Origin of the sequence: Microbacterium maritypicum, from assembly GCF_008868125.1 — a bacterium.
GTDB classification, from domain to species: Bacteria; Actinomycetota; Actinomycetes; order Actinomycetales; family Microbacteriaceae; genus Microbacterium; species Microbacterium maritypicum.
Map to the genome: position 1 here is coordinate 1,001,347 of NZ_WAAQ01000001.1, position 13,301 is coordinate 1,014,647.

14 protein-coding genes and 1 riboswitch are annotated in these 13,301 nt (G+C 69.1%); of the genes, 7 read left to right on the plus strand and 7 right to left on the minus strand.

Annotation, left to right across the window (positions count from 1 at the left end; all coding sequences use genetic code 11):
- The first annotated feature begins 29 nt into the window (after nt 1-29).
- From F6W70_RS04900 to F6W70_RS04930, 7 genes are read left to right on the plus strand one after another with little or no spacing between them, the layout of a single operon-like run.
- Nucleotides 30-971, plus strand: a complete 942-nt coding sequence (locus F6W70_RS04900; protein WP_017828764.1) for a glycine betaine ABC transporter substrate-binding protein — start codon at nt 30-32, stop codon at nt 969-971.
- On the plus strand, nt 971-1,495 hold the full coding sequence (gene fae, locus F6W70_RS04905) for a formaldehyde-activating enzyme (RefSeq protein WP_017828763.1): 525 nt from the start codon (nt 971-973) through the stop codon (nt 1,493-1,495). Before F6W70_RS04900 ends, fae begins: the two co-directional genes overlap by 1 nt.
- A 5-nt stretch (nt 1,496-1,500) precedes the next feature.
- Complete coding sequence (locus F6W70_RS04910; RefSeq protein ID WP_055873517.1) at nt 1,501-2,442, plus strand: NAD(P)-dependent oxidoreductase; 942 nt, start codon at nt 1,501-1,503, stop codon at nt 2,440-2,442.
- Nucleotides 2,439-3,911 carry an NAD-dependent succinate-semialdehyde dehydrogenase gene (locus F6W70_RS04915; protein ID WP_151486053.1) on the plus strand — a complete coding sequence of 491 codons (1,473 nt, stop codon included), beginning with the start codon at nt 2,439-2,441 and terminating at the stop codon, nt 3,909-3,911. Before F6W70_RS04910 ends, F6W70_RS04915 begins: the two co-directional genes overlap by 4 nt.
- A gap of 29 nt (nt 3,912-3,940) precedes the next feature.
- Entirely contained in the window at nt 3,941-4,717 is a 777-nt protein-coding gene (locus F6W70_RS04920; RefSeq protein ID WP_017828760.1) for an SDR family oxidoreductase, read from the plus strand.
- Nucleotides 4,718-4,768: 51 nt separating this feature from the next.
- Nucleotides 4,769-6,253: an FAD-binding oxidoreductase gene (locus F6W70_RS04925; protein WP_151486054.1), complete on the plus strand. Its 1,485-nt coding sequence runs from the start codon at nt 4,769-4,771 to the stop codon at nt 6,251-6,253.
- Nucleotides 6,250-7,656 carry an FGGY-family carbohydrate kinase gene (locus F6W70_RS04930; protein ID WP_055873503.1) on the plus strand — a complete coding sequence of 469 codons (1,407 nt, stop codon included), beginning with the start codon at nt 6,250-6,252 and terminating at the stop codon, nt 7,654-7,656. The genes F6W70_RS04925 and F6W70_RS04930 overlap by 4 nt, the downstream gene beginning before the upstream one ends.
- A gap of 6 nt (nt 7,657-7,662) precedes the next feature.
- On the opposite strand, the gene F6W70_RS04935 is transcribed toward F6W70_RS04930, so the two are convergent.
- From F6W70_RS04935 to F6W70_RS04965, 7 genes are all read right to left on the minus strand, one after another.
- Complete coding sequence (locus F6W70_RS04935) at nt 7,663-8,016, minus strand: hypothetical protein (RefSeq protein ID WP_017828757.1); 354 nt, start codon at nt 8,014-8,016, stop codon at nt 7,663-7,665.
- A 53-nt stretch (nt 8,017-8,069) separates the two neighbouring features.
- Nucleotides 8,070-8,543, minus strand: a complete 474-nt coding sequence (gene ribH / locus F6W70_RS04940) for a 6,7-dimethyl-8-ribityllumazine synthase (protein ID WP_151486055.1) — start codon at nt 8,541-8,543, stop codon at nt 8,070-8,072.
- Nucleotides 8,540-9,808 (minus strand): GTP cyclohydrolase II, encoded by a 1,269-nt coding sequence (ribA, locus tag F6W70_RS04945; protein ID WP_151486056.1) that lies wholly within the window; start codon nt 9,806-9,808, stop codon nt 8,540-8,542. The genes ribH and ribA overlap by 4 nt, the downstream gene beginning before the upstream one ends.
- Nucleotides 9,805-10,434, minus strand: a complete 630-nt coding sequence (locus tag F6W70_RS04950) for a riboflavin synthase (protein WP_055864704.1) — start codon at nt 10,432-10,434, stop codon at nt 9,805-9,807. The genes ribA and F6W70_RS04950 overlap by 4 nt, the downstream gene beginning before the upstream one ends.
- Nucleotides 10,434-11,477, minus strand: a complete 1,044-nt coding sequence (ribD, locus tag F6W70_RS04955) for a bifunctional diaminohydroxyphosphoribosylaminopyrimidine deaminase/5-amino-6-(5-phosphoribosylamino)uracil reductase RibD (protein ID WP_055873500.1) — start codon at nt 11,475-11,477, stop codon at nt 10,434-10,436. Before ribD ends, F6W70_RS04950 begins: the two co-directional genes overlap by 1 nt.
- 63 nt (nt 11,478-11,540) lie before the next feature.
- Nucleotides 11,541-11,685, minus strand: a riboswitch (FMN riboswitch).
- 77 nt (nt 11,686-11,762) lie between these two features.
- A complete protein-coding gene (locus F6W70_RS04960) occupies nt 11,763-12,626 on the minus strand; it encodes an Fpg/Nei family DNA glycosylase (RefSeq protein ID WP_151486057.1) in 864 nt (287 codons plus the stop codon).
- Between the two features lie 81 nt (nt 12,627-12,707).
- On the minus strand, nt 12,708-13,271 hold the full coding sequence (locus tag F6W70_RS04965; protein ID WP_055864695.1) for a GNAT family N-acetyltransferase: 564 nt from the start codon (nt 13,269-13,271) through the stop codon (nt 12,708-12,710).
- Between the last annotated feature and the right edge of the window lie 30 nt (nt 13,272-13,301).

Sequence of the window (13,301 nt, forward strand, 5' to 3'; positions counted from 1 at the left end):
CTCGTAATCCCTCCCGAAAGGAACCTGCAATGACATCGCGCACCCTCGCAACGGCAACACTGGCGGCACTCGCCGCCGGAGCACTCCTCCTCACCGGCTGTACCGCCGGCGGCGCGGGCGGCTCCGGCGCCAAGGGCGACGAGCTGGAAGGTCTCACCGGTGAGATCGGCTCGAAGGACTTCTCCGAGCAGTACATCCTCGCCTACATGACCGCTGAGCTCCTCAACGCCCATGGCGCCGACGTCGAGGCGAACACCAAGCTCGTCGGCTCGGCGAATGTGCGCCAGGCACTCGAGAACGACCAGTTCCTGGGCTACTGGGAGTACACGGGCACGTCGTGGATCACCTACAACGGCAACACGACGCCGGTGCAAGGAGCCGAGGCGCAGTTCGAGGCCGTAAAAGAGGCCGACGCCGAGAGCGGCATCGCGTGGCTCGACCCCGCACCGTTCAACAACACCTACGCGTTCGCCATCCGGCAGAGCGAGGCCGACAAGCTCGGTGTGAAGACGCTCAGCGATGTCGCGAAGCTCCCCAGCGCCGACCAGACGTTCTGCATCGAGAGCGAGTTCTCGACGCGCGACGACGGATGGCCGGGGCTCTCTGCGGCGTACGGATTCGATGCACCCGCCGCCAATGTGACGATGCTCGACACCGGCGTGATCTACACCGCGACCCAGAAGGGCGACGACTGCAACTTCGGCGAGGTGTTCCAGACCGACGGCCGCATCCCCGCTCTCGACCTGGTCGTGATGGAGGACGACAAGGAGTTCTTCCCGAGCTACCAGGGCGGATTCACCCTCAAGCAGAGCACGCTCGACGAGCACCCCGGGATCGCCGACGTCCTCGCCGAGCTCAGCCCGCTGCTCACGACCGAGGTCATGCAGACGCTCAACGCGAAGGTCGATGTCGACGGCGAGGACCCGGAAGACGTCGCGATCGAATGGCTCGAGGACCAGGGACTCATCTGATGACCGCTGCTGTCCAGCTGGGCGAGAGTTTCGTCGGCGACGGCGTCAACGCTGCGCACATCAACACGGTCCTCGGCCACCGTGACGGGCCGGCGGGGACGGCGTGGGCCACAGCCCTCGCCAGCCCCAGTCAGGGTCACGTACCGTTCGTCGCGGTCCTGCGTCCCTCACTCCCGGTCAAGCCGATGACCCTGTTCGTCACGAAGGCAGCCCCGGCGGGCGACGAGCACGGGCTCCTCATCTGGGGTCCCGCGCAGGCCGGGGTCGCCGCGGGCGTCGCGGATGCCGTCGCAGATGGGGTCATCCCGCGCGAAGCAGCCGACACGCACGCGGTGATCGCCGCGGTGTGGGTCAACCCGGCCGCGGACGATGCCGAGACGGTCTACCGCAACAACCGCGAGGCGACCCGCGCGGCGCTCGCGAACGGGGCAGCGTCGTTGCCGGCCCTCGACGAGGTGCTCGCCGCCCGCGATCACCCGACCAATCCCTTCTTCACCCCCCTCTCCACCACGAAGGACACGTAAGCCCCATGAGTTCCCCCACGCCTCCGCTCGCCGAGGCCCTCCCCACCGTCGGGTTCATCGGACTCGGCAACATGGGATCAGGCATGACGAGGAACCTGCAGGCCGCAGGCTTCCCGCTCGTCGTCACGGATCTCCGCCGCGAGTCGGCAGCAGAGCTCATCGCCGGCGGCGCGCGATGGGCGGAGACGCCGCGCGAGGTCGCTGCCACGAGTGATCTCGTCATCACCATGCTGCCGACGCCGAAGCACGTCGCTGCGGTTGCTGCCGGGGCGGATGGCCTCATCGCCGGACTACCCGACGGCGGCACCTGGATCGACATGTCGACGTCGGTTCCCGATGTGCTCGAGGCCGTGCGCATCGAGCAGGCGGGCCGGGGGCTGCATCTGCTCGATGCTCCGGTGAGCGGGATGTCGGTCGGCGCAGCGACCGGCATGCTGCAGATCTTCATCGGGGGAGACGCCGACGACGTGGCCCGTCTGCGCCCGGTGTTCGAGGCGATGGGTGATCCAGAGCGCATCCTCCACGTCGGAGGGAACGGCGCGGGATACGCCGTCAAGCTCATGATCAACCAGCTGTGGTTCTCGCACCTGGTCGCCACCGCCGAGGTGCTCTCGGTCGGCGTCGCCGCCGGGGTGGACCTCGGGGTGCTGCGTGATGCGCTCATCGCCAGTCCGGCGAACAGCACGTTCGTCTCCCGCGACGTGCTCTCGATCCTCGACCACGGCGACTACGACGAGGGCTTCGCGATCGCGCTGGCGTGCAAGGATCTCGGCCTGTCCGTCGATCTGGCGCGCTCGGTCGGGATGCCGGTCGAGCTGTCGTCGCTGGTCGAGCAGATCTTCCGGCGGGCGCGGGCTCAGTACGGTGATCGCGCGGGGGAGATGACGCCGGTGCGACTGTACGAAGAACTCCTCGGCCGCGACCTTCGTCGGGAGGTGGCCGCATGAGCGCCGCACACGAGGCCGAGCTGCTCGCCGCCGTCCCCACGGGCCTGTTCATCGCTGGGCAGTGGCGCGTCGCGCACTCCGGGGCCACGTTCCCTGTCGTCGACCCTGCAACCGGTGAGGTGCTCGCCCAGGTGGCGGATGCGTCTCCGGAAGACGGCGCCGCGGCCCTCGATGCGGCCGCGGCCGCTCAGGCATCGTGGGCCGCCACCGCCCCGCGCGAGCGTGGGGAGATCCTGCGGCGGGCGTTCGAGCTGGTGACGGCGCGCGCCGAGGACTTCGCGCTCGTCATGACGCTCGAGATGGGCAAACCGCTCGCCGAGTCCCGTGCGGAGGTGGCGTATGGTGCGGAGTTCCTCCGGTGGTTCTCGGAAGAGGCACCGCGCATCTCGGGGCGCTACGCCACCGCGCCTGACGGCCGCAACCGCCTGCTCGTCGCGAAGCGACCTGTCGGTCCGAGCCTGCTCATCACGCCGTGGAACTTCCCGCTGGCGATGGCGACGCGCAAGATCGCACCCGCGCTCGCCGCGGGCTGCACCTCGGTGCTGAAGCCTGCCGCCCTCACGCCCCTCACCGCCCTCCTGTTCGCGGAGATACTGCGCGAGGCGGGCGTCCCTGATGGCGTCGTCAACGTCATCCCGACCACCCGCGCCGGTGCCGTGACCGGACCGCTCATCACCGACCGCCGGCTGCGCAAGCTCTCCTTCACCGGGTCCACCGAGGTGGGACGTCGCCTAATCGCCGATGCCGCGCACCAGGTGCTCCGCGTGTCAATGGAGCTCGGTGGGAATGCCCCGTTCTTGGTCTTCGAAGACGCCGATCTGGACGCAGCCGTGGAGGGCGCATTGCTCGCCAAGCTCCGCAACGGCGGAGAGGCGTGTGTCGCGGCGAACCGCTTCCATGTGCACGAGAGCATCGCCGAGGAGTTCACAGCTCGGCTGATCGAGCGCATGGCCGGCTACGTCAACGCCCGGGGTACCGAGCCCGCCTCCACTCTCGGTCCTCTCGTCGACGAGTCCACGCGGGAGAAGGTCGCCGAACTCGTCGCCGGTGCCGTCGAAGACGGTGCACGGGTCGCCCTCGGAGGTGTCGTGCCGTCCGGGCGGGGCTACTTCTATCCGGCCACGGTGCTGGTCGATGTGCCGCAGGATGCGCGCATCCTCCGCGAAGAGATCTTCGGGCCGGTCGCCCCCATCACGACGTTCCGCGATGAGGACGAGGCGGTGCGACTGGCGAACGCCAGCGAGTACGGACTCGTCTGCTTCGCCTACACCCGCGATCTGAACCGCGCGCTGCGTCTCGCGGAGCGCCTGGAGACGGGGATGCTCGGGCTGAACACCGGTCTCGTCTCCAATCCGGCCGCACCGTTCGGTGGCGTGAAGCAGTCCGGGATCGGTCGGGAGGGCGGATTCGAGGGGATCGACGAGTACCTCGAGACGACCTACATCGGCATCTCAGACCCTTTCGCCTGATCCGTCCGCACGTTCTGAAGGAGCCTGCATTGCACATCACTGATTTCTCCCTGGACCACTTCTCCCTGCGGGGTAGGAGAGCGATCGTCACGGGCGGGAACACCGGACTGGGGCAGGCATTCACGCTCGCCCTGGCCAAGGCGGGAGCGGACGTCTCCGTGCCGACACTCTTCGACGACGGCGGTGAGACCGCCGACCTCGTGCATGCGGAAGGCGGCCGGTACGAGCAGCAGATGATCGACATCACCGCGCCCGGAGCGCCCGCCAGGGCCGTGGACGCGTGCGTGGCGGCCCTGGGCGGAGTAGACATCCTCGTCAATTCCGCCGGGATAAGCCGCATCGCGGATGTCACGGAGTTCGGCCGGGAGGAATGGGACCCCATGGTCGCCGTCAACCTCACCGCGGCGTTCGACATGGCCCACGAGGTGGCGAAACGGATGATCCCGCAGGGTGCGGGCAAGATCATCAACATCGCCTCGCTGTTCTCCTTCCTCGGCGGTCTCGGCTCACCCGCCTATGCCGCGACCAAGCACGGCATCGTCGGACTGACACGCGCCTATGCGGACGAGCTCGGAGGAAGCGGCATCCAGGTGAACGCGATCGCGCCGGGCTACTTCAAGACCCGCATCACAGAGGAGTCCCGCGCCGACCCCACCGTCAATGGCCGCATCATCGATCACACCCCCGCGGGGAGGTGGGGCGATGTCGCCGACCTGATGGGAGCGACAGTGTTCCTCGCCAGCCCCGCATCCGACTTCGTCAACGGCCACGTGCTGACCGTCGACGGCGGTTATCTCGTGCGCTGATGCGCTGACCCGCTGCACCTCGAATCCACGAACGAACAGGAAATCTCTCCCATGGTTGCTTCACGATCCGCCCTCACCCGCGCGGAGATCGTCGACCGACTCCGCGATCTCATCGGCGATGATCAGGTCGACACCGACGCCCGGGAACTGCGCGAGGCGAGCGTCGATCGCTTCAAGAAGTACACGTCGGTGCACGGGATCTTCGACGGACCGATCCCCGCGGCGATCGCCTACGCCCGCTCCACGGAGGACGTCTCGGCGATCCTCTCCTTCGCAGAGGAGAACCTGATCAACATCGTGCCCCGCACGGGCAGGACCGCGACCGAGGGCGGGCTGGAGACCATCGTCGAGGACACGATCGTGCTCGACGGTTCGCGCATGGACGCGATCCTCGAGATCGACCCGATCGACATGATGGTCACCGCGCAGTGCGGGGTTCCGCTCCAGGTGCTCGAGGACACCCTCCGCGCGCAGGGCCTGACGACAGGACACTCCCCGCAGTCCAAGCCCTTGGCGCAGATGGGCGGACTCGTCGCGACGCGCTCCATCGGCCAGTTCTCCACGCTCTACGGTGGCATCGAGGATATGGTGGTCGGCCTCGAAGCGGTGCTCCCCGGTGGACGGGTCACCCGGATCAAGAACGTGCCCCGTCGTGCCGCAGGTCCCGACATCCGGCACATCGTGATCGGCAACGAAGGCGCACTCTGCGTGATCACCGAAGTGACGGTGAAGGTGTTCCGGTACCAGCCCGAGAACAACCGCTTCCTCGGATATCTGGTCGACTCGCTGCCCGCGGGCGTCGCGGGACTGCGCGAGATCATCGTCGCGGGGTATCACCCCTCGGTCGCCAGAGCATACTCCGAAGAGGATGCCGCGCAGCACTTCTCGCACTTCGCCGACGGCAAGGCCGTGGTCGTGGTCGTCACGGAGGGGCCGAAGGCGATCGCCGACGCGACCGCTGACGGCGTGGAGGCGATCTTCGCCGGCATCCCGCACGAGAAGGTCGACCCCGCACTCATCGAGAACTGGTTCGACAACCTTAACTGGGGCCAGGACAAGATCGATGCCGAGAAACGGGAGATGCTCGAGAAGTCGCACCTCGGCTACACCACCGAGGTCTCCATCGACTGGTCGGGTGTCGCGGAGCTCTTCGACTCCGTGATGCGGCGCGCGCGGACCGAGTTCCCGCACGCGGCCGACCTCACGATGCTCGGCGCGCACTCCTCCCACAGCTACCAGACCGGGACCAACCTGTACTTCGTGTACGACTACGACATCTCGTGCGAGCCGCGCGAGGAGATCACCGTGTATCACGAGCCGCTCAACGCCATCGTGGTCGAGGAGGCGCTGCGGCTCGGCGGATCCATGGTCCATCACCACGGCATCGGGAAGTACCGCACGCCCTGGACGCTCGAGGAACATGGCAGCGCTTTCGAGCTGCTGCGCGTGCTGAAGGACGGCATCGACCCTCACGGCATCATGAACCACGGCACCATCTATCCGCTGGATGCAGCGGAGACGGCGTCGCCGGCGTGACCGTGACGGCGCGAGGGTACGTCGTCGCCATAGACAACGGCTCCCAGAGCACGAAGGTGCTGATCGTCGACGGCGACGGGGTCGTGCACGCCAGCGCGCGCGTCCCGCTGCGCCCGTACGCGTCGCCTTCGCCCGGCCGCTGGGAACACCCGGACGACGACCTCTGGGACTCGGTGGTCGCCGCTGTGCGTGAGGCCCTCGCGCGCTTCGACGGTGATCACTCGGAGATCCGCGGCGTCGGCTTGTGCACCATCCGCTTCTGCCGTGCCGTGCTGCGCAACGACGGCTCCCTGGCGCAGCCGATCATGAGCTGGATGGACGAACGACTGCCTCACGCGTACGAACGAGAAGTCCAAGATGCGGCGTACGTCACGACCTCGTCGGGGTACATCGGGCATCGGCTCACCGGTGAACGTCGTGATGCTGCCGGAAACTATCAGGGCATGTGGCCGATCGACTCCGAACGGTGGACGTGGAGCGGGGACGCCTCCGAATATGCCCGCACTGGCATGGATCCGCAGATGCTCTTCGAGCTTGTTGCGCCGGGGGAGGCACTGGGACGTGTGACGGCAGCGGCTGCGCACCGGACCGGGCTCCCGGCAGGCATCCCCGTGATCGCCACTTCGAACGACAAGGCTGTGGAGGCGCTCGGGGCAGGCCTTCGGGAAGAGGGCGACGCGCTGCTGTCGCTGGGCACATATGTGGCCACCATGACGGTAGGGGATCGCCCGCTCGGCTCGAATGCGGACGTCTGGACCAACTTCGGAGCGGAGCCGGGCGCCTACCTCTACGAGAGCAACGGTGTGCGACGGGGGATGTGGACCGTCAGCTGGTTCCGTGAACTGATCTCGTCGTCCGGGTGCGGAATGACGGAAGAGGAGCTGAACGTCGGTGCCGCGCAGGTGCCTGTCGGCGCGGGCGGGATCGTCGCGGCGTTGGACTGGCTCGCACCGCCCGACGAACCGTGGCGTCGGGGTGCGCTCGTGGGTTTCGACGGAACGCAGGGCCGGTTCCACATCTACAGGGCGATCCTCGAGGCGCTCGCGATCGAGACGGCAGCCAGTGATGACCGCGCACGCGCAGTTCTCGGGAGGAGGCGGAGAAGTCTGGTGGTCACGGGCGGCGGGAGCAGTTCACCGCTGATGCTGCAGATCCTCGCCGCCGTGTATCGCGTGCCGGTGCGGACCCCGTTGGTGCGAGATGCGGCGGGCATGGGAGCGGCGATCTGCGCCGCGGTCGGTGTCGGCATGCATCGGAGCTGGGAGGGCGCGGTCGACGCGATGGTCCGGGAGGGCGAACGCGTCGACGTCGACCTCGAAATGGCGCGCGGCTACGAGGAGGTCGCGCGGACCTACGCGACGGTGATACCGCGCATCCGTCGGCTGTTCAGCGAGACGGACTGAGTGCGGTCAGCGCCAGATCGCGGCGATCGCGGCGTTAGCCGCGGTGAGGATGCCGACCAGCCAGAACACCGCGGACGGGATGGCTGCTCCGCGACGCTGACGAGCCAGGCCGATACCGAGCAGGGCGCCGATGACGAGCAGGATCACGAGCTTGACGCCGACCTTGACGTAGTTGAGCTCGTAGGAGAGCCCCCACGGTGCGGCGAGAGCGAGGCCGGCGACCGCGGCGATCGCCATGCCGATGTTCATCAGCCGGGTGAACTCCCGCTTGCCTCCGAATGCCTGGGCGGCCCAGGCGCCGAAGAGCACGGCGAATCCGATGAGGTGGACGAACAGCACGATGTGGCGGAGGGTCTCCATGCCCTCACCGTACGAGTGCGGCACCCTTCTGCGCTAGCAAGGGCAGGCTGACCTCAGCCGCGCAGCTCCCGGGTGACCAGGGCCGTCCGCAACGCGGCCTCGGCGGCTTCGGCGCCCTTGTCCTCCTTGGAGCCTTCGAGACCGGCGCGGTCGAGACCCTGCTGCTCGTCGTCGAGGGTGAGCACACCGAATCCGACAGGCTTGCCGGCATCGAGGGCGACGCGGGTGAGGCCGTCGGTGGTCGCCGCCGAGACGTACTCGAAGTGCGGAGTGCCTCCGCGGATGATCACGCCGAGCGCGACGACCGCATCCGCTCCGCCGGCGAACGCGGCCTGCGCGGCGATCGCGAGCTCGAACGAGCCGGGCACGCGCACCAGTCGGTGCGTGGCCTTCGCCTCATCCAGCACACGCTCCGCGCCGGCGATCAGGCCGTTGGAGATCGTCTCGTGCCAGGTACCGGCGACGATGACGACGTTCAGTCCCCGTCCGTCGATGTTGCCGGTCTCGGGTGCTCCTGCGCCGCTCATTCGTCGTCCTCTCCGTGGGCGAGCGCCTCTGCGAGTTCCGCTTCGCCGATGATGTGACCCATGCGGTCACGCTTGGTCTCCAGGTACTGATGGTTGTTGGGTCCCACTCCGACGATCAGCGGCACCTGCTCGATCACGTCGAGGCCGAGCTCACGCAGCTGCGCGACCTTGTCGGTGTTGTTCGTCAGCAGACGCACCTTCGACACGCCCAGGTCGGAGAGGATGCCGGCGGCCGCGGCGTAGTCGCGGGCGTCGGCGGGCAGCCCCAGCGCGAGGTTGGCATCGACCGTGTCGAGGCCCTCCTCCTGCAGGCTGTACGCGCGCAGCTTGTTGATGAGGCCGATCCCGCGCCCCTCGTGCCCGCGCATGTAGATCACGATCCCGCCCCCTTTCTCGATCGCGTCGAGCGCGGAGTCGAGCTGGGGGCCGCACTCGCATTTCAGCGAGCCGAACGCCTCGCCGGTCAGGCACTCCGAGTGCACGCGCACCAGCGCGGTCTCACTGAGTTCGCCCGAGACGACCGCGATGTGGTCGGTGCCGGTGACGCGGTCCTTGTAGGCCAGGAAGCGGAAGGTGCCGTGCGTGGTGGGCACCGTGGCGTCGGCACGCAGACTCACCCGGCGGCCCCGGTGCGCGCTCGGGTTCGCTCCGTCCGGGTCGATCTCGTTGAGGTGGGCGATGAGCTGCTCGATGGTGATCACCGGCACGCCGTCACGGGCACCGAGTTCGATCAGCCCGGGAAGGCGCATCATGCTGCCGTCCTCCGCGACGACCTCGGCGATCGCGCCGACCGGTCGGAGTCCGGCGAGCTTCATGAGCTCGACGGCGGCCTCGGTGTGGCCGCTGCGCTCGCGCACGCCGCCGTCGACAGCCCTCAGCGGCAGCACGTGCCCCGGGCGGATGATGCTCGTCGACGTCGACTCCGGGTTCGACAGCACGTTCAGGGTGTGGGCGCGATCGTGGGCGCTGATGCCGGTGGTGACGCCCTGGGCGGCATCGACGCTCACGGTGTATGCGGTCGAGCGGGCGTCTTCGCTGGCGGCCACCATCGGCGGAAGGTTCAGATGGTCGGCGAGGTCGGCCGGCATCGGAGCGCAGATGAATCCCGACGACCAGCGCACCGTCCAGGCCACCCACTCCGGCGTCGCGAGCTCAGCCGACAGGATGACGTCGCCCTCGTTCTCGCGGTTCTCGTCGTCGGCGACGAGAACGGGGCGCCCGGCGCGCAGCGCCTCCAGGGCCTCGGCGATCGTGGAAAGGCTCATCGCGAGCCTCCTTCCGGTGCGGCGCGGAACGCGAGCAGGCGCTCGACGTGCCGGGCGAGGATGTCGGTCTCCAGGTTCACGCGGTCGCCGACGGCGCGGATGCCGAGGGTGGTCGCGGCGAGGGTCTCCGGGATCAGTGAGATCTCGAACCAGGGGGAGGGGTCTGCGGGCGCGCTCACCGCGCTCACGGTCAGCGACGTGCCGTCGACCGAGATCGAACCCTTGTCGACGACGAGCGGGGCGAGGTCGGCGGGCAGGCTGATGCGCAGCACACTCCACTGGGCGCCCGGTCGTACCTCGAGCACGTCGCCGACCCCATCGACGTGGCCCTGCACGATGTGCCCGCCCAGTCGCGCCCCCACCGGCATGGCCTTCTCGATGTTGACGCGGGTGCCCACCGTCGCCGACCCGATCGCGGCGACGTCGAGCGTCTGCTTCATCACGTCGGTGTCGAAGGTGTCCGCGGTCGAGCCGACGACGGTCAGGCACACGCCGGAGACTGCGATCGACTCGCCGTGCACGGCGTCCGCTGCCGCGCGGGGTGCGCGCACGGTCAGGCGCCAGCCGTCGCCCGCAGGCGCGATCGCGGTGATCTCGCCCATCTCCTCGATGATTCCGGTGAACATCAGGCCGCTCCTTCGTTCCGCGGGTGTGCGTCGTGCGCAGGGTGCGCGATCGCGAGCAGATCGCTCCCGAGGGGGACCCATTCGTCGATGGTCAGGCGGCGTGCCTCGCCGATGGAGGCGACACCGATGTCGGTGAGGGCCAGGCGGCCGCCGCCGAGCAGCACCGGAGCGATGTAGACGAGCAGGCGGTCGGCGAGCCCGGCCTGGATGAAGGCGCTGGCGAGCGTCGGACCGCCCTCCACGAACAGGCTCTGCACCCCGCGGGCGTGCAGGTCGGCGACGACCGTGTGCAGATCGTGCGTGTCGAAGAACAGGGGGGAGTGCGGATGCCGGTGCACCGCGGCGTCGGCAGGGGTGGGCCGCGACCCGATGACCACCGGGATCGGCTGGTGCGGCAGCAGGGCGTCGCCGTCGCGGGCGGTGAGGGCCGGATCGTCGGCGAGCACGGTTCCGGTGCCGACCGCGATGGCATCGGCCTCCGCGCGGCGGCGATGCACGTCGGCGCGGGCTGCGGGACCCGTGATCCACTGGCTGGAGCCGTCGTCGGCGGCGGCGCGCCCGTCGAGGCTCTGCGCCCACTTGACGGTGATCTGCGGGCGTCCGAGGCGCTGGGCCGTGAGCCATCCGGCGATCAGGGCGTGCGCGGCATCGGCCTGCTCGCCCGCTTCGACGTCGACACCCGCGGACCGCAGACGCTCCGCACCGCCGCCCGAGACGGCGCCGGGGTCATCGAGTGCGTAGACCACCCGGGCGATCCCCGCTTCGATGAGCGCCACGGCACAGGGCCCCGTGCGGCCGGTGTGGTTGCACGGCTCCAGGGTCACGACGGCGGTGGCGCCGCGGGCTTCGCCGGGGGCGAGCTTCGAGAGCGCGTCGACCTCGGCATGCGGGGTGCCGGCGCCATGGTGCCAGCCCTCGGCGAGGACCGTACCGTCGGGGGAGAGGATGACCGCGCCGACCTGCGGGTTCGCCCCGCGCGGTCCTCGGGCGGCGAGGTGGAGCGCGCGATCCATCGCGTTGCGCTCTGCCGCGTTCACTGCCATCCGTCGTCCTCCTCTGAGGCTCCGGGGTCAGACAGGGGTGGCGGAACGGACGCACGGATGCGTCTCGTGCTGCCTCCCTTCCGGACTAGCGAGGTCTCCCTCGCATCACCGTCGGTCCCGGAATTCCACCGGATCGGCATCCCGATCTCTCGAGACGCTCGCGGACTGTCACCGCCGGTTCGGATTCCCACCGACCCCGGAGCACGTTGTTGCTCTGAGTGTACTCAACGTGTCTGCGCGCATTTCATTCCAAGACATGGATCGGCGCCCTCCGATCGCCCGCCGTCACTTGAGCAGTCGGGACAGACGCCGGTCGGCGAGCACCTTGCCGCCGGTCTGGCACGTGGGGCAGTACTCGAGAGAGCGGTCGGCGAAGAACACGCTGCGCACCGTGTCTGCGCACACCGGGCAGGCCTCGCCGCGGCGTGCATGCACCTGCATTCCCCGGCGTTTGGCGTCTTTCAGGTCGGCGGGGGGCTTGCCGGAGGCTGCGGCCACCGCCTCGCCGAGCGTCTCGCGCATGGCGGCGAACAGGCGGTCGATCTCGGCATCGTCGAGCTTTCCGGCGATCGCATACGGCGACATGCGTGCGGCATGCAGGATCTCATCGGAGTAGGCGTTGCCGATGCCGGCGATCACCGCCTGATCGCGCAGCAGCCCCTTGATCTGCATGCGCCGATCCTCGAGCAGTGCCGCGAACGCGTGGCGGGTGAAGGAGGAGTCGAGGGGGTCGGGGCCGAGTCGCGCGATGCCGGGCACATCGTGCGGATCGCGCACCACGTAGACCGCGAGCGACTTCTTCGTTCCCGCCTCGGTGAGGTCGAAGCCGCTGCCGTCGTCGAGCGCGATGCGCAGGGCGATGGGCGACTTGCCGGGTTTGATGAGCGTCGCCGGGAGCGTCTCGTACCAGCGCAGCCACCCGGCCTTGGCGAGGTGGAACACCAGGTGCAGGTCGTCGCCGCAGGAGAGCACCACGAACTTCCCGAGGCGAGCGGACGCCGTGATCGTGGCCTGCTGCAGCGCGGTGATCGGCGGATCGTAGGTCTTCAGCGCGGCGATCGCCGAGACGGTCGCGCGGGTGATCGTGCGCCCGACGGCACGTTCGGCGAGAAAGGCGGTCAGGCCCTGGACCTCCGGCATCTCCGGCATGCGTTCATCCTGTCATCGGCCGCCGACACTGTCACCTGGTGACCTGTCGCTCCTCGGGCTCGTACCCGGTGCGCTCGCGCCTCAGAGCACCGGCCAGTCCACCGGCGTGCGGTCGTCGTCCGGCAGCAGAGCGGCCATCCATCCGTCGTCGCGACCGCGGGGGCTCGTGAGCGCCTGCCGCTGGAGGCCCTCGTAGCGGAAGCCGAGAGCGCGGGCGGCGCGGGCCGAGGGGATGTTCCCGACGACGGCCTGCCAGCGGATGCGGACGAGCCCGAGCTCGCCGAAGCCCCAGTCGAGCACCGCGCGGGCGGCCTCCGTGAGATACCCCCGGCCCCGGGCGTCGGCCGTCACCCAGTAGCCGAGCTCGGCGGCAGCGCCCGTGAAGTGGTCGGCGATGTTGTGCAGCCCGATCATGCCCACGAGCAGGTCGTCGGCGTACATCGCCCAGACGACCTCCGAGCCGTCGGCCCACCACCCCGCGATGAGACGCACGAACTCCTCGGCGTCCTCGCGTGCATACGGGCTCGGCACCGTGGTCCAGCGCCCGATCTCCGGGTCCTGGCAGGCGACGGTGATCGCATCGATGTCGCCCTCCGTCGGGGGGCGCAGGACGAGGCGTTCGGTGGTGAGGGCGACGGAATCCATCCCGACAGCCTATTGAGGTGCGCACCCGTG